At 67.3% G+C, this 19,939-nt stretch carries 20 protein-coding genes and 1 pseudogene; 4 read left to right on the forward strand and 17 right to left on the reverse strand.

The features are described from left to right. Window positions 1-79: 79 nt before the first annotated feature. Together ACUTR7_RS17585 and ACUTR7_RS17590 are read right to left on the reverse strand one after the other, a co-directional pair. The gene (locus tag ACUTR7_RS17585) at window positions 80-913 is read right to left on the reverse strand and encodes a shikimate dehydrogenase family protein (RefSeq protein WP_065346196.1); all 834 of its coding nucleotides are present in this window, start codon (window positions 911-913) and stop codon (window positions 80-82) included. Between the two features lie 48 nt (window positions 914-961). Beyond that, on the reverse strand, window positions 962-2,356 hold the full coding sequence (locus tag ACUTR7_RS17590; RefSeq protein WP_065346195.1) for an MFS transporter: 1,395 nt from the start codon (window positions 2,354-2,356) through the stop codon (window positions 962-964). Window positions 2,357-2,552: 196 nt separating this feature from the next. Between ACUTR7_RS17590 and ACUTR7_RS17595 the strand changes: the two genes are divergently transcribed. Both ACUTR7_RS17595 and ACUTR7_RS17600 read left to right on the forward strand, forming a co-directional pair. Beyond that, a complete protein-coding gene (locus ACUTR7_RS17595; protein ID WP_012206241.1) occupies window positions 2,553-3,323 on the forward strand; it encodes an IclR family transcriptional regulator domain-containing protein in 771 nt (256 codons plus the stop codon). Window positions 3,324-3,334: 11 nt separating this feature from the next. Continuing rightward, window positions 3,335-3,778: a nuclear transport factor 2 family protein gene (locus ACUTR7_RS17600; RefSeq protein WP_445609414.1), complete on the forward strand. Its 444-nt coding sequence runs from the start codon at window positions 3,335-3,337 to the stop codon at window positions 3,776-3,778. 16 nt (window positions 3,779-3,794) lie between these two features. Here ACUTR7_RS17600 and ACUTR7_RS17605 read toward each other — a convergent pair whose 3' ends face one another. The 14 genes from ACUTR7_RS17605 to ACUTR7_RS17670 all read right to left on the reverse strand — a co-directional run bounded on the left by ACUTR7_RS17605 (window position 3,795) and on the right by ACUTR7_RS17670 (window position 17,299). After that, window positions 3,795-4,820: an aldo/keto reductase gene (locus ACUTR7_RS17605; protein ID WP_012206243.1), complete on the reverse strand. Its 1,026-nt coding sequence runs from the start codon at window positions 4,818-4,820 to the stop codon at window positions 3,795-3,797. 72 nt (window positions 4,821-4,892) lie between these two features. Beyond that, the gene (locus ACUTR7_RS17610) at window positions 4,893-5,789 is read right to left on the reverse strand and encodes a sugar phosphate isomerase/epimerase family protein (RefSeq protein ID WP_192366581.1); all 897 of its coding nucleotides are present in this window, start codon (window positions 5,787-5,789) and stop codon (window positions 4,893-4,895) included. A gap of 65 nt (window positions 5,790-5,854) precedes the next feature. Then, a complete protein-coding gene (locus tag ACUTR7_RS17615; protein ID WP_012206245.1) occupies window positions 5,855-6,739 on the reverse strand; it encodes a 4-hydroxyphenylpyruvate dioxygenase in 885 nt (294 codons plus the stop codon). 51 nt (window positions 6,740-6,790) lie between these two features. Further along, the gene (locus ACUTR7_RS17620) at window positions 6,791-7,750 is read right to left on the reverse strand and encodes a Gfo/Idh/MocA family oxidoreductase (protein ID WP_197943729.1); all 960 of its coding nucleotides are present in this window, start codon (window positions 7,748-7,750) and stop codon (window positions 6,791-6,793) included. 82 nt (window positions 7,751-7,832) lie between these two features. Next, a complete protein-coding gene (locus ACUTR7_RS17625) occupies window positions 7,833-8,702 on the reverse strand; it encodes a class III extradiol dioxygenase subunit beta (protein ID WP_445609415.1) in 870 nt (289 codons plus the stop codon). Window position 8,703: 1 nt separating this feature from the next. After that, the gene (gene ligA, locus ACUTR7_RS17630) at window positions 8,704-9,162 is read right to left on the reverse strand and encodes a protocatechuate 4,5-dioxygenase subunit alpha (RefSeq protein ID WP_012206248.1); all 459 of its coding nucleotides are present in this window, start codon (window positions 9,160-9,162) and stop codon (window positions 8,704-8,706) included. Between the two features lie 48 nt (window positions 9,163-9,210). Then, entirely contained in the window at window positions 9,211-10,128 is a 918-nt protein-coding gene (locus ACUTR7_RS17635) for an amidohydrolase family protein (protein ID WP_123693905.1), read from the reverse strand. Between the two features lie 13 nt (window positions 10,129-10,141). Next, the gene (gene ligK, locus ACUTR7_RS17640; protein ID WP_071956256.1) at window positions 10,142-10,825 is read right to left on the reverse strand and encodes a 4-carboxy-4-hydroxy-2-oxoadipate aldolase/oxaloacetate decarboxylase; all 684 of its coding nucleotides are present in this window, start codon (window positions 10,823-10,825) and stop codon (window positions 10,142-10,144) included. A 33-nt stretch (window positions 10,826-10,858) separates the two neighbouring features. Then, entirely contained in the window at window positions 10,859-11,887 is a 1,029-nt protein-coding gene (locus tag ACUTR7_RS17645) for an amidohydrolase family protein (RefSeq protein WP_445609416.1), read from the reverse strand. Between the two features lie 49 nt (window positions 11,888-11,936). Beyond that, complete coding sequence (locus tag ACUTR7_RS17650) at window positions 11,937-13,319, reverse strand: MFS transporter (protein ID WP_445609417.1); 1,383 nt, start codon at window positions 13,317-13,319, stop codon at window positions 11,937-11,939. A gap of 101 nt (window positions 13,320-13,420) precedes the next feature. Beyond that, window positions 13,421-14,545 (reverse strand): 4-oxalomesaconate tautomerase, encoded by a 1,125-nt coding sequence (locus ACUTR7_RS17655; RefSeq protein WP_034395655.1) that lies wholly within the window; start codon window positions 14,543-14,545, stop codon window positions 13,421-13,423. 180 nt (window positions 14,546-14,725) lie between these two features. Then, window positions 14,726-15,244, reverse strand: a complete 519-nt coding sequence (locus ACUTR7_RS17660; protein ID WP_034395652.1) for a hypothetical protein — start codon at window positions 15,242-15,244, stop codon at window positions 14,726-14,728. A gap of 184 nt (window positions 15,245-15,428) precedes the next feature. Beyond that, a complete protein-coding gene (locus tag ACUTR7_RS17665) occupies window positions 15,429-16,439 on the reverse strand; it encodes a tripartite tricarboxylate transporter substrate binding protein (RefSeq protein WP_445609418.1) in 1,011 nt (336 codons plus the stop codon). Then, window positions 16,436-17,299 (reverse strand): amidohydrolase family protein, encoded by an 864-nt coding sequence (locus tag ACUTR7_RS17670; protein ID WP_099733302.1) that lies wholly within the window; start codon window positions 17,297-17,299, stop codon window positions 16,436-16,438. Before ACUTR7_RS17670 ends, ACUTR7_RS17665 begins: the two co-directional genes overlap by 4 nt. Before the next feature lie 122 nt (window positions 17,300-17,421). On the opposite strand from ACUTR7_RS17670, the gene ACUTR7_RS17675 reads away from it, so the two are divergent. After that, the gene (locus ACUTR7_RS17675; protein WP_445609419.1) at window positions 17,422-18,309 is read left to right on the forward strand and encodes a LysR family transcriptional regulator; all 888 of its coding nucleotides are present in this window, start codon (window positions 17,422-17,424) and stop codon (window positions 18,307-18,309) included. Window positions 18,310-18,459: 150 nt separating this feature from the next. Continuing rightward, window positions 18,460-19,235 (forward strand): annotated as a pseudogene (locus ACUTR7_RS17680) (SDR family oxidoreductase). 69 nt (window positions 19,236-19,304) lie between these two features. Here the strand turns inward: ACUTR7_RS17680 and ACUTR7_RS17685 are convergent. Further along, window positions 19,305-19,820: a phage late control D family protein gene (locus ACUTR7_RS17685; protein WP_445609420.1), complete on the reverse strand. Its 516-nt coding sequence runs from the start codon at window positions 19,818-19,820 to the stop codon at window positions 19,305-19,307. Between the last annotated feature and the right edge of the window lie 119 nt (window positions 19,821-19,939).

Raw genomic sequence — 19,939 nt, forward strand, 5'->3', positions numbered from 1 at the left:
TTCTCTGTGAAAAATGCTTTTTCGGGCGTGGCTGCGCCCTGCCCTGGACGCATTCAGGGCCGGTTGTCTGTCGGCTGGATCAGTAGGAGATGTGGGCGGTGGCGCGCAGCTCGTCGGGCGTGGCGCTGCCGAAGCCGAAGAATTCGAGGTAGGCGGGAATCATCTCGAACAGCATGTCCGTGCCCACCTGGAAGTCGCAGCCCTTGTCGCGCACGGCGCGCAGCAGGGGCGTGAACTCGGACTTCATCACCACCTCGCCCACAAAGGTGGTGGGCGCAATGCGCTGCACATCGAACGGCAGCGGGTCATCGTCCTTCATGCCCAGCGGCGTGGCGTTGACGACCACGTCAAAGCCCTGCGGGTCCCTGGAGCCCGTGCCCACCTTCATCCTCGGGTAGTAGGCAGCGAGCCGCCCGGCCAGGGCCTGCGCGCTCTCGTCCCGCGTGTCGAACAGCATCAGCTCGCCCACGCCGGCCGCCGCCAGCGAGGCGGCAATCGCCGAGCCCACGCCACCCGCCCCGGAAATCAGCACCCGCGCGCCCTGCAGCTGCCGCCCCTTGCGCAGCACGCCGCGCACAAAGCCTGCGCCGTCGAACTGGTCGCCCAGCAGCGAGCCGTCCTCGCGCCGCAGCACGGCATTGCAGGCGCCTGCAATGTGCACGGCAGGCGTGACCTCGTGCACCAGGTCCACCACGGACACCTTGTGCGGCATGGTGATCAGCGCGCCGCGCAGGTTGGTGAAACGCATGATGGCCGCGAAGTCCGGCGCGAAATGCGCCGCCTTCACGCCCATGGGCACGACGCAGGCGTCTATGCCCCGGCCGTCGAACCATGGGTTGTAGATCATGGGCGACTTGAAGGTCTCGGTCGGGTCGCCGATGTGCGCGATGAGGGTGGTTTTTCCGGAAATCATTCCCTGGGCTTTCGGATGCTTGGGTTGGCGGAATGTGGCGTGTGCAATTCAACGGCCGGACTGGGCCAGGGCCTGGGTGCGCAGGCGCTCGTACTCGGCGGGGTCCACAGGCTGCGCACCGGCCTCGCCCAGATCCTCCATGCGCACGCGGTAGGTCTCGCGGGCGCTCCAGGCGGCCAGCGCTGCGACCACGGTGATGCCGAAGGCGATCAGCCCCACCGTCAGCCAGATGTTCTGGGATCCCGGAGGCGCCACGGCCGTGAACAGCGCGGGCAGCATGGCGGTGATGGCCGTGCCCACGTTCTGCGAGATGGCCATGGCCGAGACGCGTGTGCGGGTCGGGAACAGCTCGGGGTAGAAGCTGGGGAACACCGCGTTGTAGCCCTGGTAGACCACGCCCCACATCAGGATGGACATGGCGAAGGCCAGCGGCATGTTGCGCGTGCTGATGGCGTAGAGGTAGCCGATGGCCAGCAGCCCGGACAGCAGCGCGCCGAAGATAATGGGCGGGCGCCGGCCGATGCGGTCGGACAGGTTGCCCACCATGGGGATCACCAGCACCGCGACGATGTTGCCCACCACGGGAATCCACAGGTACATGTCCTTGGCGAAGCCGATGCCGTAGGCGGGCTGCACCGCGTAGGCCGCGCCGAAGATGGTGGCCACCACGGGGATCACGTTCATCAGCGCCATGCAGACCACGCGCAGCATGTCGGGCGAATGGTGGCGGAAGGCCTCGACCACGGGCGAACGCGGACGCGCCTCGCTGCGGCCTGCTGCCGTGAAGGCCGGGGTTTCGTTGACCTCGCGGCGGATGATCCAGCCCGCGATGATGACGACGAAGCTCAGGATGAAGGGAATGCGCCAGCCCCAGCTGTTGAACTGCTCGGTGGGCATGTAGTGCGCCAGCGGCAGGAACACGGCCGCTGCCAGGATCTGGCCGGCCTGCACGCCCTGCAGCGTGAAGCTGGCGAAGAAGCCGCGCCGCCCGAACGGGGCATGCTCCAGGATCATGGAGCTGGCGCCCGAGATCTCGCCGGCCACCGCAAAGCCCTGGATCAGCCGCATCAGCACCAGCAGCGCCGGTGCCCACAGGCCGACCTGGTCATAGGTGGGCAGCAGCCCCACGGCGATGGTGGAAAAGCCCATCAGGAACATGCACCACACCAGCACCTGCTTGCGCCCGTGCGTATCGCCCAGGTGGCCCAGCACGAAGGCGCCGATGGGCCGCGCCACATAGCCCACGCCATAGGTGGCCAGCGAGGCGATGATGGCAATCGCCGGATCACCCTGCGGAAAGAAGATCTGCGGAAAGATCAGCGCCGCAGCCGTGGCGTAGATGAAGAAATCGTAGTACTCCAGAGCCGAGCCTATCCAGCCGCTGGTTGCGGCCTTCCTGGGTTGGTGCTGCGTTGACTGCGTATGTACCGGTGTTGCGCTCATGTGTTGTCTCCTCCAGGCAAAAGATCCCCGCTGCGGCACGTGATGGATGCTTGCGGCCAGGCCAGCGGGATGTAAAAAATGTAGTTCCCGCCTATGAATCTGCCCAAGCCAATTTCCAGGGGCATGTGCGCTGATCGCACCGCGCTGTTCGATAATCGCACGCACCCAGGGTTAATACGGAAAAATCAAAACCGTCATGACAACACCTTCCACCCTCGCCCAGCGCGACTGGATTGCCGGACTGGAACGCGGCGTATCGATCATCGAAGCCTTTGACGACGCCCACCCGCGCATGACGGCCGCCGAGGCAGGCCAGCGCACGGGCATGACGCGCACCGCCGCACGGCGCTACCTGCTGACGCTGCAGCACATGGGCTACGTGGCGGGGGACGGCAAGCTGTTCTGGCTCACGCCGCGCGTGCTGCGGCTGGGGCAGTCGTACCTGGAGTCGGCGCGGCTGCCGCGCATCGTCCAGCCGTTTCTGCAGCGCGTGGCGGCCGGCACCCATGAAACCGCCTACCTGGCGGTGCTGGACGACGACGAGGTGGTATACATCGCGCGCAACGGACCCAACCGCAACATGAACACCGGCTACGTGCTGGGCGCGCGCGTGCCGGCCCAGGTGACGGCGGCCGGCATGCTGATGCTGTCCATGCGCAGCGACGCCGAGCTGGAGCACTGGCTGGACAACCGCGCGCTGACGGTCTTCACCTCGCACACCATCACCTGCCCCGCCGAAATGCGCCGCGAACTGGCCCTGATCCGCACCCAGGACTGGGCGCTGTGCGAGCAGCAGCTCAACCTGGACTCGCGCGGCATTGCCGTGCCGCTGCGCGACCGCCACGGCGCGCTGGCCGGCGCCCTCAACATCACCATGCCCATGGGCCGCGAAACCGGCAAGGACGCCGTGGCGCGCGTGCTGCCCATGCTGCGCGAGACGGCGCAGGCCATGCGGGATCTGATCTGATGGTGAACAACATGGCCATAGCGCAACTTCCTGACCTGGACACGCATGGCGGCGACGACCATCTGCTGCAGCATCTGCAGGCACTGGAAGTGCGGCTGCACGATCCGCAGGTGCGATCGGACGCAGGCCAGCTGCAGACGCTGCTGCATGAAGACTTTCTGGAATTCGGCCGCTCGGGCGGCGTGCACGACCGGGCCGCCACCGTGGACAGCCTGGCGGCCGCCTTGCCAGCAGGGGTCCCTGCCCGGCTGGTGTCAGGCGGCTTTGCGCTGGCGCGCCTGGGACCGGACAGCGCGCTGCTGACCTACCGCTCAGCCAGCGTGGCCGAGGATGGAACGGCCGGCCGGCATACGCTGCGCTCCTCGGTCTGGCTGCGCACGGCCCGGGGCTGGCAGATGCGCTTCCACCAGGGCACGCCCACGGCGCCATTCGACCTGGCCGCATCCATGCCATGAGCGGCCTGCGGCGTGTTCAGACGGTCTCGAACGCGTATTTTTCCGTGTCCACCTCGCGTTGCGAGGCCACGGCATAGCGGTCGCCCTGGATGCGCTCGGGCTTGAAGAGGTCGTCCAGTTCGGCCAGCAGGGCCGCATCCAGGCGCACGGCGCCGCCGCGCAGGTCTTCGTGCAGGTGGTCCACGCTGGTGGTGCCCGGCAGGGCAATCACATGCTCGCCCTGGTGCAGCACCCAGGCGATGGCCAGCTCGGCCAGCGTGCAGTCGGCGCGCTCGGCAATGGACTGCATGGGCGCGAGCAGCTGCAGGTTCTTCGCATAGGCCTCGGGCGCGAAGCGCGGCATGGCGGCGCGGATATCGCCCTTGACCAGGCCCTCGACCTCCTGGAGCTTGCCCGTGAGGAAGGCGCGGCCCAGCGGGCTGAAGGCCACGTAGGCAATGCCCAGTTCCTTGCAGGCCTGCAGCGTGCCCAGTTCGGCATTGCGCGACCACAGCGAATACTCGCTTTGCAGCGCGGCGATGGGGAAGGTGGCATGGGCGCGGCGCAGCGCGTCGGCGCCGATCTCGGACAGGCCCAGGGCGCGCACCTTGCCCTCTTCCACCAGGCGCGACATCTCTCCCACCGATTCCTCGATGGGCACGCGGCGGTCCCAGCGGTGCAGGTAGTAGAGATCGATGACATCGGTGCCCAGGCGCTGCAGGCTGTCTTCGCAATTGCGGCGCAGGGTCTTGGGATGGCCATCGATCACGCGGCGCACCACACCGTCGTCGCCGCGCACGCCGGCCATGCCGCATTTGCTGGCCAGGGTGATGTGGTTGCGGTGGGACTTGAGCACGGGCCCGACCAGGGATTCGTTGGCGCCGAAGCCATACAGCGCCGCCGTGTCGAACAGCGTGACACCGGCGTCCAGCGCCGCATGCAGCACGGCCTTGCCCTGCTCGGGCGACGGCGGATGGCCATAGGCGTGGCTGAGGTTCATGCAGCCCAGGCCGACGGCGCTGACGGAGAAGGGACCCAGGTGGCGTGTGGACAGGTTGGTCATGGTTTTCTCACAGGGAAAAGAAGCAAGGGAGCGGCCAGCGCTCCCTTGCAATGTCGAAGGCCCATTTTGCCGTCAAACCGACGAGCCCCTCACGCCCGTGCGCGCCCAGGCCGGCAGCGGCACGGGCCGGTGCAGCACGTCGTCGTTGAGCCACAGGGCGCTGCGGCGCGCGCGCTCGGCCACGGTGTCCAGCGGCAGCTGCTGGTAGTCGTCGTTGAAGACCTCGAAGCTGTAGTCGCCCCGGTAGCCCAGGCGGTCCAGGCGCAGCACCAGGTCGGCCAGGCGCTCGCTGTGCACGCCCTCGCCCGGGAACACGCGGAAGGTGCGCGCCGTGGCCATGCGCTCTTCGAAGGTGGGGGCGTCGTGCCACATGAAGTCGGACAGCTGCACCAGGAAGATCTTGTCGCGGTCGATCAGCTCCAGCGCGTCCAGCGGCGTCTTGGCGGCCAGGATGTGGAAGGAGTCCAGCCCGATGCCCAGGTTGGACGTGTCGGCACGGCAGACCACGTCCCAGCTGGTGGTGAACTCATTGACGGAGCGGCCCCAGGACAGGCCCTCGTAGGCGATCTTCACGCCCAGCGGGATGCCGAGCATGGCCAGCTTGCGCAGGTCGCGCGCAATCACGTCGAGATCGCCCGTGGCATGGCGCGAGGTGGACGAGCAGGCCAGCAGCACGGGGCTGCCGATCTCGGCGCACATCTCCAGCATGGACTTGGCGATGTCCACCTTGTAGTGGTGCAGGTGGTCGGACAGGCCCTCGAAGTCGCGCAGCACCTGAAAGCCCGTGGGCCGCAGGCCGCTGGCGCGCACGGCCGCCGCAGCCGCCTTGACGCCGCCCGGGTGGCCGGCCAGGTCGCGCGCACTGAGCATGACCTGGGTGAAGCCCGCGCGCCGGATGGCGTCGAGCTTGGCCTCCAGCGAGCCATTCAGAGTGATGGTGTCCATGCCATAGCTGTCCAGCAAGCCCATGTTGCCCTCCAGGATCGTTGTGTGTATCGGCGGTTGAATCGGACGGCGGCGCGCCAGGCTTTGCGCTAGGCGTCGCGGTGCACCAGCTCGAACACCACGGTGCCCATGGCGTTGCGCGTGAGCGCACCGCGGTCATCGGGGTGCAGGCGGCTCGATTCCACGAACTCCACGCCGCGCTGGCGCAGCGCCTGCACGGCGCCAGGCACGTCGGTGGTGCCCAGGCCGATGCGCTGCAGGCGCTCGGGCATGTCGTCCCACTCCAGGCCCGGATCGGGCTCGATGAGCTGCCACAGGAAGCGCTTGCAGGGGCTGCGCATGAGCTTGCCCTTGGGCAGGATGCCGAAGCGCTGCGCGTCGGGCAGCAGGTGGAAGTCGAACATGCGTTCGAAGTAGGTGATCCAGTCGGCGCTGCGGCCACGCCCTATGTACTGGACCACGCCGAAATAGCCCAGGCCGGCCAGCGCCGGTGGATGGGGATCGGCCCCGGCGATGGGCTTGAAATCGATGTCATAGATGGAGAACTCCTGCCATCGATCGACAAAGTAGAAGCGGCTGCCACCCGGGCCGTGGATGGCCGGGATGTGCAGCTCCATCGCCTGGGCCTGGCTGGGCGCCGCCCAGGCTCCCAGCTCGATGCAGCGCGTATGCGCCTGCAGGGCATCCTGCACGCGCAGCGCCACGGCCGAGATGACGGGCTGCCCATCCGAGGCGGCATTGGCCAGCGCATCGGCAGCGCCCGCATTGACCACCAGGTTCATGTCCCCTTGCCGGTACAGCGTCACCTCGCGCGAGCGGTGCCGCGCCACGGGGCGAAAACCCAGCCCCTCCAGCACCTGGCCCAGGGCCTGGGGCTGGCTGGTCGTGTACTCGATGAACTCTATGCCGTCGATCCCGAGGCGATTGGACGCCTCGGGCACGTCTTCCCGGCTGCTGGAGGAGGAATCGGTCATTGCGGTACTCCGGATGGAAACATGGTGCGCTGCGACGGCTCGCCGGGCGGGTCAGGCCTGCAGTTGCAGCTCTAGATCATGGAGGACCTGATAGCAGGGCAGGACCTGGGCCACGCTGGAATTGGGCTCGCGGCCTTCGCGGATGGCGGCGAAGAACTCGCGGTCCTGCAGCTCGATGCCGTTCATGGACACATCGACCTTGGAAACGTCGATCTTCTCTTCCTTGCCGTTGACCAGATCGTCATAGCGCGCGATGTAGGTGCCGGTGTCGCCGATGTAGCGGAAGAAGGTGCCCAGCGGGCCGTCGTTGTTGAACGACAGGCTCAGCGTGCAGATGGCGCCATTGGCGGCCTTGAGCTGGATGCTCATGTCCATGGCAATGCCCAGCTCCGGATGGATGGGGCCTTGCACGGCATTGGCCTTCACGATGGGGCTGCCGGCCTGGTAGGCGAACAGGTCCACGGTGTGGGCAGCGTGGTGCCACAGCAGGTGGTCGGTCCAGCTGCGGGCCTGGCCCAGCGCGTTCATGTTGGTGCGGCGGAAGAAATAGGTCTGCACATCCATCTGCTGGATGTTGAACTCGCCGGCCGCGATCTTCTTGTGCACCCACTGGTGGCTGGGGTTGAAGCGGCGCGTGTGGCCGCACATGGCCACCAGGCCGGTCTGCTTTTGCAGATCGGCCACGGCCTGCGCGTCCTTGAGGCTGTCGGCCAGCGGGATCTCCACCTGCACATGCTTGCCGGCCTTCAGGCATTCGATGGCCTGGGCGGCATGCATCTGCGTAGGCGTGCACAGGATGACGGCATCCACCTCGGGCAGGGCCAGGCTGTCAGCCAGCTCGGTGGTCACATGCTTGATGCCGTACTTGTCGGCCACTTCCTGGGTCTTGGCCAGCTCGCGGCCCACCAGGGAGACGACTTCAACGCCGTCGATGTTCTTGATGCCGTCCAGGTGCTTGATGCCGAAGGCACCGGCGCCCGCCAGGGCGACTTTGATGGTCTTGTTGCTCATATGAGTCTCCGTAGAGCCGCCTCAAGGAGGCGAAGGCCCCCTCGGGGGGCAGTGAATACACGCAGTGATGAACGTGGGGGCCTCAGCCGTTCTCCAGGATGAGGTGTCCCACGGCCGTATTGGACGCAGGCACATGGTAGAAGCGGTGGTTGACCTTGGGCAGCGGCGCGGGGCCATCCACATCGGCCATGGCACCGCGCGCGATCAGCCACATCACCAGCTCGATGCCTTCGGAGCCGGCTTCGCGCACGTAGTCGATATGCGGCATCTTCGCCAGGCCGGCCGGATTCTCGATCAGCAGGTCCAGGAAGCGGTTGTCCCACTCCTTGTTGATCAGGCCCGCACGCGCGCCCTGCAACTGGTGGCTCATGCCACCCGTGCCCCAGATCTGCACGTTCAGGTCTTCGTCGAAGCTTTCCACGGCGCGGCGGATGGCCCGGCCCAGGTTGAAGCAGCGCTGGCCCGACGGCACGGGGTACTGCACCACGTTGACGGCAAACGGAATCACCGGGCAGGGCCAGGCGCCCGTGCGCGCGTCCTGCTCGCCGCACATCAGCGACAGCGGCACGGTCAGGCCGTGGTCCACGTCCATCTTGTTGACGATGGTCAGGTCGAAGTCCTGCTGGATCACCGACTGCGCGATGTGGCTGGAAAGCTCCGGATGGCCGATGACCTTGGGCACGGGGCGCGGGCCCCAGCCTTCGTCGGCCGGCTGGTATTCAGCGGCCGTGCCGATGGCAAACGTCGGGATGAAGTCCAGACTGAACGCGGTCGCGTGGTCGTTGTAGACCAGGAAGATCACGTCGGGCTTGTTGTCCTTGAGCCATTGGCGCGAGTGCTCGAAGCCCTTGAACAAAGGCTGCCAATAGGGCTCGTCTGCCTTGCCCAGGTCCATGGCCGCGCCGATGGCGGGCACATGCGAGGTGTAGACGGATGCGGTGATGCGCGCCATGTCAGTTGCCTTCCTTGTTGTTCTTGTCCACGCTGCCGGCCTTGCCCTGCGGCTGGCGGTGGGCCTGGGCATCGCCCTCCTCGCCCACGCGGCGGTTGCCTTCGGCCGAACGGCCTCCGCCCACCATCATGTTGCGGTATTCCTCTTCGGACATGCCGGTCATGGAGCCTGCCATCTGCTGGAAGCTCTTGCCGTCCGTGGCGCCGATCTTGGCCAGGAAGTAGATGTTGCCGCCCGTGCGCATGCACCAGTTGAGGTCGCGGGCCAGCACGGCCTGCTTCTGTTCCTCGCTCATGGCCCATTCGTCCAGGTAGGCACGTTCGTCGGCCTTGAAGCGCTCGCGGTTCTCGGCCTTCATCAGCGACATGCAGAACTGGTTGAGCCAGTAGCCTTTGCGGGACTGCTCGGCATCAAAAATGATGGTGCCGGGCACGTCCAGATAGGGTTTGTCCAATGCCATGGATATCTCCTTGAATATGTCCGGCATCCAGGCCGGACATGGTCGCCGTCAGGCTTCTTCGGGCCAGTACAGACGCATGGGATTGTCGACCAGCAGCTTCTTCTGCAGTTCGGCCGTGGGGGCGATGTGCGGGATGAAGTCGACCAGCAGGCCGTCATCGGGCATGTGGTCCTTGAGGTTGGGGTGGGGCCAGTCGGTTCCCCACAGCACGCGGTCGGGGAACTCCTCGACCACGCGGCGGGCAAAGGGCACCACGTCACGGTAGGCATTTTGCTCGCCGTCCAGCGCCTTGGGGCCGGTGACGGACAGGCGCTCTGGGCAGCTGACCTTGCTCCAGACGTTCTGGTGCTCGCGCATGAACCTGAGGAACAGCTCGAACTCAGGGCCGTCCACGGGCTTGTTCACATCGGGGCGGCCCATGTGGTCCACGACCACGGTGGTGGGCAGGCTGGTGAAGAAGTCCCACAGCTCGGGCAGGTCCACGGCCTCGAAGTAGATGACCACGTGCCAGCCGAGCTTGGCGATGCGGCCCGCGATCTCCATCAGCTCGTCCTTGGGCGTGAAGTCCACCAGGCGCTTGACGAAGTTGAAGCGCACGCCGCGCACGCCGGCGGCGTGCAGCTCCTGCAGCTCCTCATCGGTCACGCTGCGGCGCACCGTGGCCACGCCGCGCGCCTTGCCGTTGGCGGCCTTGCAGGCATCGACCATGGCGCGGTTGTCGGCGCCATGGCAGGTGGCCTGCACGATGACGTTGCGCGCAAAGCCCAGGTGGTCGCGCAGCGCGAACAGCTGCTGCTTGCTGGCGTCGCAGGGCGTGTACTTGCGCTCGGGCGCAAACGGGAATTCATCGCCGGGGCCGAAGACGTGGCAGTGGGCATCGACAGCGCCTGCGGGCACCTGGAACTTGGGCTTGGAGGGGCCGGCGTACCAGTCCAGCCAGCCGGGGGTCTTCTCGAAATTGCTCATGCGCTTTTCCTCCTCAATCGATATAGCGCAAGCCGGCCTTTTCCAGGGGCTCGCGCATCTTGTACATGTCCAGGCCCAGCACGCCACTGGCCAGCTTGGCGCGCTTCTCGCCCTCGAAGCTTTCGCGCTTTTGCGCGGCTTGCAGCGTGGCGGCGGCCTTGGCGGCGGGCACGCAGACCACGCCGTCATCATCGGCCACGATCACGTCGCCGGGCGTGACCCACATGCCTGCGCAGACCACCGGGATGTTGACCGAGCCCAGCGTGGCCTTGATCGTGCCCTTGGAAGAGATGGCGCGGCTCCACACGGGGAAATTCATTTCCTGCAGCGTCTTCACGTCGCGCACGCCGGCATCGATGATCAGCGCCCGCGCGCCACGCGCCTGGAAGCTCGTGGCCAGCAGGTCGCCGAAGTAGCCGTCCGTGCATTCCGAGGTCACGGCCGCGACCACGATGTCGCCGGGCTGGATCTGCTCTGCGGCCACATGCATCATCCAGTTGTCGCCGGGCTGCAGCAGCACGGTGACGGCCGTTCCCGAGACCTGCTGGCCCGCATAGATGGGACGCATATAGGGCTTGAGCAGGCCCACGCGGCCCATGGCCTCGTGGACGGTGGCCGAGCCCAGGGCGGCCAGGCCATCGGCGGCCGCGCGGTCGGCGCGCTGGATGTTGCGGTAAACCACACCGAGTTCGTACATGGTGTTCTCCTTGGATCTGTGGTGGCGGCCTGCTTACAGGCCCTTTTGCTTGAGGGCGGCGTCCATGCGCGGGAACACGCGGCGCGCGTTGCCCTCGTAGACCTGGTAGCGCTCCTCTTCGGTGAGGTTGGCCGTGGCCTCGATGTAGCGCTTGGTGTCGTCGTAGTAGTGGCCCGTGGTCGGGTCGATGCCGCGCACGGCGCCGATCATCTCGCTGGCGAACAGGATGTTCTTGACCGGGATCACCTTGGTCAACAGATCGATGCCGGGCTGGTGGTAGACGCAGGTGTCGAAGAAGATGTTGTTGAGCAGGTGCTCGTCCAGCAGCGGCTTCTTGAGCTCCTGCGCCAGGCCGCGGAAACGGCCCCAGTGGTAGGGCACGGCGCCGCCGCCATGGGGGATCAGGAACTTGAGCGTGGGGAAGTCCTTGAACAGGTCGCTGGTCAGGCACTGCATGAAGGCCGTGGTGTCGGCATTCAGGTAGTGGGCGCCCGTGGTGTGGAAGCACGCGTTGCAACTGGTGGAGACGTGGACCATCGCGGGGATGTCGTACTCCACCATCTTTTCGTAGATGGGATACCAGGAGCGGTCCGACAGCGGGGGCGAGGTCCAGTGGCCGCCTGAAGGATCGGGGTTCAGGTTGATGCCCACGTTGCCGTACTGCTCCACGCACTTGACCAGTTCGGGAATGCAGATGGCGGGGTCCACGCCCGGCGACTGCGGCAGCATGGCGGCCGGGATGAAATGCTCGGGGAACAGTTCGCTGACGCGGAAGCACAGCTCGTTGCAGATGGCGGCCCAGGTGCTCGATGTCTGGAAGTCGCCGATGTGGTGGGCCATGAAGCTGGCGCGCGGGCTGAAGATGGTGAGATCGGAGCCGCGCTGCTTCATCAGCTTGAGCTGGTTGGTCTCGATGGTCTCGCGGATCTCGTCGTCGCTGATCTTCAGGTCGCTGGCCCTGGGGGCCTTGGACGGGTCCTTGAGGCCTGCGATCTGCAGGTCGCGCCAGGCGCCCAGGGCCGCGGGCGCGGTGGTGTAGTGGCCGTGTACGTCGATGATCATCGGATGGTCTCCTGCGTCTTTATGGGGTGGGAATGTGTCAGTGGAGGGGTCAGTGGAGGGGTGTGGCAGGCGCCGCGCCGCCCTGCGGCTCGGGACTGCTGTACTGCTTGATGATGAGGGCGGCCATGGCGATCACGCCCGGAATGGCCACCACGGCAAAGATCTCGCTGAAACCCAGCTGGCGCGCCGACAGCTCGGCCACCAGGAAGGAGCCCGCAATGCCGCCGAAGCGGCCAATGCCCAGCATCCAGGCCACGCCCGTGGCACGGCCCCGCGTGGGGTAGTAGGCGGCGGCCAGCGCCGGCATGGACGATTGCGCGGTGTTCATGATGGTGCCGGCCAGGAAGACGGCCACCACCAGCCAGCCCAGGTGGCCGGCCGTCTGGCCGATCCACCAGATGGAGGCCGCCGTCAGCGCATAGCCGATGGCGATGATGCGGTTGGCATTGAAGCGGTCCATGAGCCAGCCGAACAGCACGGCGCCCACGCCGCCCAGCGGAAACAGCGCGGCCACCAGGGTGCCGGTCTTGGGATCCAGGCCCGCTTCCTTGAACAGCACGGGCATCCAGTTCATCAGCGCGTAGAAGATGACCAGTCCCATGAAGTAGGCGATCCACAGCATGATCGAGCCCACCCGGTACTCGCGCGACAGCACCACGCCCATGCCGCTGCTGGCCTGGGATTCGGGCTGGGGCTTGGACTCGGTCATCACGAAGCGCTGCACGCCCTGCACGGCATCACCGGCAATGCGCGCCAGCACCTTGCGGATGCGTTCAGCCGGGTAGTTGTTGGCCACCATGTGGCGCACCGACTCGGGCAGCAGCACGACCAGGGCCACCAGCAGCAGCAGCGGCGCGGCACCGCCCAGGATGAGCACGCTGCGCCAGCCGAAATGCGGGATCATCCAGGCCGCCAGAAAGCCGCCGAAGGCCGCGCCCAGCGGAAAGCCGCAGAACATGGCGTTGGTCAGCGTGGCGCGACGCGAATCAGGGCAGTACTCGCTCATCAGCGTGACGGCATTGGGCATGGCGGCGCCCAGGCCCAGGCCGGTGACGAAGCGCAGCACGGCCAGCGTCCAGATGTCGGGTGAGAAGCCCGAAGCCAAGCAGGACACGGCAAACACCGCCACCGAACCCACCAGCACGGACTTGCGGCCCAGCCGGTCAGCCAGCGGACCAGAGAACAGGGCGCCTGCGGCCAGGCCGAACAGCGCCGCGCTGAGCACGGGCGCCAGCGCAGGCTTGCTCACGCCCCACTCGCCGATCAGCGAGGGCGCGATGTAGCCGATGGCCGCCGTGTCAAAGCCATCGAGCAGAACGATCAGGAAACACAGCGCAAAGATCACCCACTGGAATCCCGAGAACGGGTGCTCATTGAGCAGGGTCTGCACATTGACGCCGGTTGCTGCGGCGTCCTTCTGGACGGATGTCATGACTTGTCTCTTCCACTGTCTCTCAGCCTGGCGGATACCGCATCTGCGCGCGCGGCCCGGCCCTTGCACCGCAGGGGCCGGCAAGCCCCTGCGCTGTTTCTTCAGTCCTGCCTGCGGCCGTCCCAGACCGAGCGCGGCACCATCACTTCGCCGCGCATCAGCAGGCGCGCCGTGCGCAGCAAGGCGGCCTTGGTCACCACTTCGGGATGGGCCGGATCGCTGTCCAGCGTCACGCTGAATTCGCCCGTGGGATGCTCCACCGACACCGTGAGCGGGCCCGCGCCCTGCGTGAGCTGCGCCACGCCGTCGCACACGGTGCCCGGCATCTTCACGGCCGTGCCGACGGTGACGGCTGCCAGCACGCCGATGGCGTCATGGCAGACGTGGGGGATGAAGCTGCGCGTGGTCAGCGCGCCGCCATGCTGGGGCGGCGCGATCAGCGTCATCTTGGGGTAGTTCTTGGCCGAGACATCGCCCAGGCCCATGGTCCGGGAGATCTGCAGGCGCAGCGCCTCGATGCGGCGCTTGAGATCGGTGTCGGCGTTGAGCTCGGCCACGGTCTCCAGGCCGGTGGCGCCCACGTCGGCGGCCTTGAAGATCACCAGCGGCATGCCGTTGTCTATGCAGGTGACGTCAAGCGTGAAGTCTTCGAAACCCTCGCCCGTCACCGTGACCGTGTCCCGGGGCTTGCCCGTGGGCAGCAGGCCCGAGCAGACCGAGCCGGCCGTGTCCAGGAAACTGATTTCGATGGGTGCCGAGCTGCCGGGCGCGCCGTCGATGCGGGCCGAGCCTTCGTACTCCACCTGGCCGCCGGGCGTCTGCACGGTGATGTCGGCCGCCATGCCGGTGTTCAGCGTCAGCACGCGGAAGGTGCTGGTCTCGCCGCGCGAGGAGACCATGCCGGTCTCCAGCGCAAAGGGAACCACGCCGGCCAGCATGTTGCCGCAGTTGGGCGTGGTGTCCACCGTGTCCTTGTCGGGCTGCAGCTGGGCGAAGAGGAATTCGAGGTCGATGCCTTCCTTGTCGGAGAGGCTGACGATGCCGACCTTGCTGGTCAGCGGATGCGCGCCACCCACACCGTCGATCTGCCGCTTGTCGGGCGAGCCCATGGCCGCAAGCAGCACGCGGTCGCGCGTGGGCAGGTCGGAGGGAAGATCGGTGGCCCGGAAGAAGGGGCCCTTGGAAGTACCGCCCCGCATCAGCAGGCAGGGAATGGCCGTTTGCATGGCTGTCTCTATCAGTATGGGTATGACAGCTATTGTGAGCATGGCGCGGGCCAGGCACCACTGAGCAAGCCCGCTAGCAGCTATAGCAAACCGGCATAGCTCAGTGCCAGGCTTGCGCTGCGGGTTGCGGCGCCCGTGCGCCGCAACTGCTTGATACAACTTATTTTTGTGCGGTGCCGCTCAATCGCGGCCATGGCCCCGGCCGCGATCATGGCCATGCCCGGGGCCACGGTGGTCATCACCACGCCCGCCATGGCGATCGTGGCGGTCGTCACGGTCCCAGCGGCGGTCGTCGCGGCGGTGTTCCCATTCGCGGTGGCGGCGCTCCTCGCGCCAGCGCGGATCGGGACGCGGCGGCCCGGCATGCCAGTGCGGCGGCGGATTGCGCAGGAAGTACACCGGGCGGCCGCAGGCGCCGTAGCGGGCGCAATGCTTGCCCCAGTGCTTGGCGTGGCCCGGGGGCACCCACATGTAGACAGGCGGCGGAGCCATGGGGGCCGGCGCAATGATCACGGGGCGCTGGTACAGCAGCGCTGGCGGCGGCGCGTTGCCGATGTCCACGGTGCCGTAGACGCCCGGTGCCAGCTGGCCCGAGACCGAGCCGCTGATATAGGTCTGCGCCTGGGCCGCAAGGGCCGAGCAGGCCAGCGCAAAGGCGGCCGCGGCGCGCAAGGTGGTTCGCAAGGTGAGCAGGGCCATGTTCTTTTGAAGTGGGTGAAACAGGAAAGGCCCCGTTTCTACCAAGCGCGCGGGGCCGCGTGGGCCGCTGCGCCTGAAAAGGTGTAAGAACCCGTTCAAGCCAGCGCCCGTACCTGTTCAACGCGCCAGGGCTGCCTGCGGTGTACAGCAGACCGCAATGGTCCGCTTTCTGGCCTGCACGCGCTCAGTCCAGCTTGAGCCGGGAATCCTTCACCACCTTCTGCCACTTGGCGATCTCGGCGCGGCGGAAGGTCTCCAGTTCGGCCGGCGTGGAGCCTATGGGCTCGGCGCCTATGCCAGCGAGCCGCTCCACGATGGCGGGCTCGCGCAGCACTTTGGCCAGCACCGTGGACAGCCGGTTCACGATGGCGGGCGGCGTGCCGGCTGGCGCAAAGATGGCGTTCCATTCATAGGTCTCGTAGCCGGGCACGCCCGACTCGGCAATGGTCGGCAGCTCGGGCGCGGCCTTGGAGCGCTCCAGCCCGCCCACGGCCACCGCGCGCAGCTTGCCGGTCTTCACGTGCTGCCAGGCGGAGCCCATGCTGGCAAACATCAGCGGCACCTGGCCCGACATCACATCCATCATGGCCGGGCCGCCGCCCTTGTAGGCCACATGGTGCAGTTGCGTCCTGGCCAACAGGTTGAACAGCTCGCCCGCCAGGTGCTGGGCCGAGCCCGGACCTGCGGACGCAAAGTACAGATGCCCGCCCCCTTCGGAGCGGCCGGCCTGGATCAGGTCCTGCACGCTCTTGATGGGCGACGAAGGCGCAACCACCAGCACATTGGGCACGCGCAGCAGCAGCGAGACCGGCGCGAAGGCCTTGAGCGTGTCGAACTGCATGCGCGCGTGGATGGCGGGGTTCTGCGCGTGATTGGAGGCATCGAGCATCAGCGTGTAGCCGTCGGGCTGGGCCTTGGCCACCTGGGCACCGCCGATCATGCCGCCTGCCCCGCCCCGGTTCTCGATCACCACGGGCTGGCCCAGCTCGGCAGACAGCCTGGGGCCGATCAGGCGCGCCACCACATCGACGGTGCCGCCGGGCGGATAGGTCACGACCAGGGTGACGGGGCGCTCGGGGTAGTTGGCCACTGCAGCCGCCGCAGTCGCTGCAGCCGGCGCGGCCATGCCGGCAACGGCCGAAAGCAGGCCTGCGGCTGCCCACAGGCTGGCGGTGCGTCTGGACAGGGAATTCATGGTGTGTCTCCTTGGTTTGGCATGTCGTTTTGGAATCGGAACAGCTCGAAGGCGGTGCGGCCCAACACGGCCTGCAGGGGGCCGGCATCGTCCAGCCAGTCCTGCAGCCAGCGCACGGCCGCCGGATAGCTGGCCTGGCCGGCGTGCTGCGTGTGCGGCCAGTCGCTGCCCCAGAGCAACCGCCCCGCCGTGAAGGCCTGCAGCAATTGCGCGGTGGCCTGCCGGCCCGAGGCGGCGCAGTCGGCGGCCTGCCAGATGCGGTAGGGCGCGGACAGCTTGACCCACACACGGCCGCTGTCGGCCTGCTGCAGCAGATAGCCAAAGCCAGGGTCGCGCACGCCCAGGGCCGGGTCAGGACGCCCGAAGTGGTCAACCACCACGCGGCAGCCGGCCGCCAGCAAGGCGGGCAGCAGGTCCGGCAGGCGCTCGGCCTGCAGGTGCAGCTCCACATGCCAGCCCAGGGTGTTGGCCAGCTCCAGCACGCGGCGCCAGCCGGGCGCATTCAGATCGGGCAAAGGCAGGCCGATCAGGTTCAGGCGCATGCCCACCACGCCGGCATCGGCCAGGGCCTGCAGTTGTTCATCGCCCGTGCTCTCATCCACCACGGCCACGCCGCGCAGGCGCTGAGGCTGGGCGCGCAGCGCCTGGAGCAGGTAGCTGTTGTCCGTGCCCAGAAAGCTGGGCTGCACCAGCACGCCATGGGCCAGGCCGTGCGTGTCCAGGTGGTGCAGATAGGTGCCCAGGAGCGCGTCCTCGTCGGGCGCATAGCGGCGCGCATCCGGCATGGGCAGGCCACGCTCGAAGACATGGGCGTGGGTATCGACGCTGGACGCAATGGCGAACCGGGGCACGGCAGACACGGGAAGAACTCCTTGTGGGTTGCGCCACGCAAGGCGCGGCGCTGGGGGCATGGGGCCGGATTCTAGGAACGGGGGGTATATATTTCCATTCTTCAAAATGGATTTATTCATACCGGATCAATATGGAAACCCGGCATCTGCGCTACTTTCTCGCGGTGATGGACCAGGGCAGCGTCAGCCGCGCAGCCGACTGGCTGGGCATTGCACAGCCGGCCCTGAGCCAGACCCTGGCCCGCATGGAAAAAGACCTGGGAGTGCAGCTGTTCCAGCGCTCACGCCAGGGCGCCCTGCCCACCCCGGCCGCCCTGGCCATGCTGGACGACGTGCGCACCAGCGTGGCCCGCATAGATGCCGCCGCCAGCCGCGCGCGCGAGATCGCCAGGGGCAGTGCGGGTCAGTTGACCGTGGGCCTGGTGTCCTCGGCGCTTTTCGGCACCCTGCCCCGCGCCCTGCGCGCGTTGCGGCAGCAGGCGCCCGGCGTGCGCGTCATCCTGCGCGAGATGAGCAATGCCGAGCAGGCCGAGGCCCTGCAGACCGGCGCCATCGACATCGGCCTCATGCACACGCCCGTGGCCGTGGGCGGACGCATGCGCGAGCGCCAGCTGCTGCGCGAGCGCTTGGTGGCCGCCGTGCCCGATGAATTCCAGATCGGCGAGGACGGCCAGGTCAGCCTGGCCCAGATCGCCGAGGCCGGGCTGGTGATGTACCCGCAGGCGCAATTGCCCGCGCTGCATGCCGGCATCCTCGACGCGCTGCGCAAGGCCGGGCACGAGGCCCATGTGGCGCAGGAAGCCAACCGCACCCTCACCGTGCTGGCCTGCGTGGCCGGCGGCTGCGGCGTGGCCCTGCTGCCCAGCTGGATACGCTCCATGGACTTTCGCGGCGTGCGCTTTTGCGAGGTGCGTGACGGCCATGCCCTGCCCAGCCTGGACCTCAGCGCCATCTGGCCCGCACGCTCCACGCCCACGCTGGCCGACCTGTTCGCGCACCTGGAGCTGGGCGAAGACTGAGCTCTCCCTAGCCCGCTGCGACCATGTGCAGCGCGGCACGGCCCGGCACCACCGAGCGCAGCCCGGCGCCAGTGCAAGAAGCGGGATGCGCGCCCGCCTGCGCCGCACTACAAACCGCTTTCCCTTATTCACGGAAAGAAAAGGTGCGAGATGCAGCCATCGCCACAGCAACTCCACGGAAAAGTCGCCCTCATCACGGGCGCCAGCTCAGGCATAGGCCGCGAAGCCGCCAGGCTGTTTGCCCGCCACGGCGCCAGGCTGGTCCTCACGGCCCGCCGCCAGGCGCAACTGCAGACGCTGGTGGCGGAGATCGAGCACAACGGCGGCCAGGCCATCGCGCTGGCCGGCGACGTGCGGGACGAGCCGCTGGCACAGGCGCTGGTCGAGACCGCCACGGCGCGCTTTGGTGGCCTGGACATCGCCTTCAACAATGCCGGCATGACCGGCGATCCCTGCGCCCTCCCCGATCTCTCGCTGCAGGCCTGGCAGGACGCCATCGCCACCAACCTCACCAGTGCCTTTCTGGGCGCCAAGCACCAGATACCGGCCCTGCTGGCACGCGGCGGCGGCTCGCTGATCTTCACCTCCACCTTCGTGGGCCATACGGCGGGCCTGCCCGGCATGGGCGCCTATGCCGCCAGCAAGGCCGGCCTCGTCGGCCTCACCCAGGTCATTGCCGCCGAATACGGCCCCCGCGGCCTGCGCGCCAACGCCCTGCTGCCCGGGGGCACCGACACTCCCATGGGCCGCGCCAGCACCCCACGCCCGAGGCGCGCGCCTTCGTCGAAAACCTGCACGCGCTCAAGCGCCTCGCCACGCCCGCAGAAATCGCGGCGGCGGCGCTGTTTCTGGCGTCAGACGCATCCAGCTTCATCACGGGGACGGCCATGGTGGTCGATGGTGGCGTGTCCATCAACCGGACTTGAACGAGATCCCTGGCCGGCATGCCCCGGGCCAGGGGCCGCAGCGCCTGGACCGCATCTGTCCCATGCGGCTTACCGGTATGTCCTGGCCATGCCTGCCCGTGCAACTTCAGGGCCGTCGCTGCAATGGCGGCCCGGTTTGATTTCCTGCTCCAGCTGCCGGGCGTGGATGTTTTGCGGATCGCCTGCGCCGGCCTTTTCAGGAGGATACAAAGGAATGGATTCATCCCCGGGCAATGCGCCGTGCGAGGCATGCTCGAAGAAGAAGTAGATGCCTTCGTGCTGCATACATCGCGGGACAAGGTCGCAATCGCTTTCGTTGAATTGAGCGCAGCAGTACCCGCTGCGATTGCCGCGCGTGAGTTTCTTTCGCAGCGGATGGCCATAGACGCCCAATACCTGCTCGATGATGACGGGCACGGTCTGGTTCTGGAGGATGCGAAAGTCGCTCCTGCGCTTGGCCAGCCACAGCCAGGGGCTCAGGCGGGCCTTGCAGGCGTGGCCGCGGTGGACCTGGCCCTGCATGCCCAGGCGGGCGACGATTCCGTCGATGTAGCGCATTGCGCCGCCCTGGATTTGTATTTCCATGGTGGTGCTTTACCCAATAGGGACTTGGCGAAGATGCTTTCGCTGAGCACTTCCCAATCGAGGCTGAAAGGCCGTCTGATCTTTTTCCGAGCGCGCAATTCGCGAAAATGCACTTCATC

Source organism: Delftia sp. NA_296.1 (assembly GCF_052692095.1).

Excerpts from the sequence above, each read along its gene's own strand:
- ACUTR7_RS17585 (WP_065346196.1), bottom strand. The coding sequence starts at position 913 with ATGATTTCCGGAAAAACCACCCTCATCGCGCACATCGGCGACCCGACC.
- ACUTR7_RS17590 (WP_065346195.1), bottom strand. The coding sequence starts at position 2,356 with ATGAGCGCAACACCGGTACATACGCAGTCAACGCAGCACCAACCCAGG.
- ACUTR7_RS17595 (WP_012206241.1), top strand. The coding sequence starts at position 2,553 with ATGACAACACCTTCCACCCTCGCCCAGCGCGACTGGATTGCCGGACTG.
- ACUTR7_RS17600 (WP_445609414.1), top strand. The coding sequence starts at position 3,335 with ATGGCCATAGCGCAACTTCCTGACCTGGACACGCATGGCGGCGACGAC.
- ACUTR7_RS17605 (WP_012206243.1), bottom strand. The coding sequence starts at position 4,820 with ATGACCAACCTGTCCACACGCCACCTGGGTCCCTTCTCCGTCAGCGCC.
- ACUTR7_RS17610 (WP_192366581.1), bottom strand. The coding sequence starts at position 5,789 with ATGGGCTTGCTGGACAGCTATGGCATGGACACCATCACTCTGAATGGC.
- ACUTR7_RS17615 (WP_012206245.1), bottom strand. The coding sequence starts at position 6,739 with ATGACCGATTCCTCCTCCAGCAGCCGGGAAGACGTGCCCGAGGCGTCC.
- ACUTR7_RS17620 (WP_197943729.1), bottom strand. The coding sequence starts at position 7,750 with ATGAGCAACAAGACCATCAAAGTCGCCCTGGCGGGCGCCGGTGCCTTC.
- ACUTR7_RS17625 (WP_445609415.1), bottom strand. The coding sequence starts at position 8,702 with ATGGCGCGCATCACCGCATCCGTCTACACCTCGCATGTGCCCGCCATC.
- ligA (WP_012206248.1), bottom strand. The coding sequence starts at position 9,162 with ATGGCATTGGACAAACCCTATCTGGACGTGCCCGGCACCATCATTTTT.
- ACUTR7_RS17635 (WP_123693905.1), bottom strand. The coding sequence starts at position 10,128 with ATGAGCAATTTCGAGAAGACCCCCGGCTGGCTGGACTGGTACGCCGGC.
- ligK (WP_071956256.1), bottom strand. The coding sequence starts at position 10,825 with ATGTACGAACTCGGTGTGGTTTACCGCAACATCCAGCGCGCCGACCGC.
- ACUTR7_RS17645 (WP_445609416.1), bottom strand. The coding sequence starts at position 11,887 with ATGATCATCGACGTACACGGCCACTACACCACCGCGCCCGCGGCCCTG.
- ACUTR7_RS17650 (WP_445609417.1), bottom strand. The coding sequence starts at position 13,319 with ATGACATCCGTCCAGAAGGACGCCGCAGCAACCGGCGTCAATGTGCAG.
- ACUTR7_RS17655 (WP_034395655.1), bottom strand. The coding sequence starts at position 14,545 with ATGCAAACGGCCATTCCCTGCCTGCTGATGCGGGGCGGTACTTCCAAG.
- ACUTR7_RS17660 (WP_034395652.1), bottom strand. The coding sequence starts at position 15,244 with ATGGCCCTGCTCACCTTGCGAACCACCTTGCGCGCCGCGGCCGCCTTT.
- ACUTR7_RS17665 (WP_445609418.1), bottom strand. The coding sequence starts at position 16,439 with ATGAATTCCCTGTCCAGACGCACCGCCAGCCTGTGGGCAGCCGCAGGC.
- ACUTR7_RS17675 (WP_445609419.1), top strand. The coding sequence starts at position 17,422 with ATGGAAACCCGGCATCTGCGCTACTTTCTCGCGGTGATGGACCAGGGC.
- ACUTR7_RS17685 (WP_445609420.1), bottom strand. The coding sequence starts at position 19,820 with ATGGAAATACAAATCCAGGGCGGCGCAATGCGCTACATCGACGGAATC.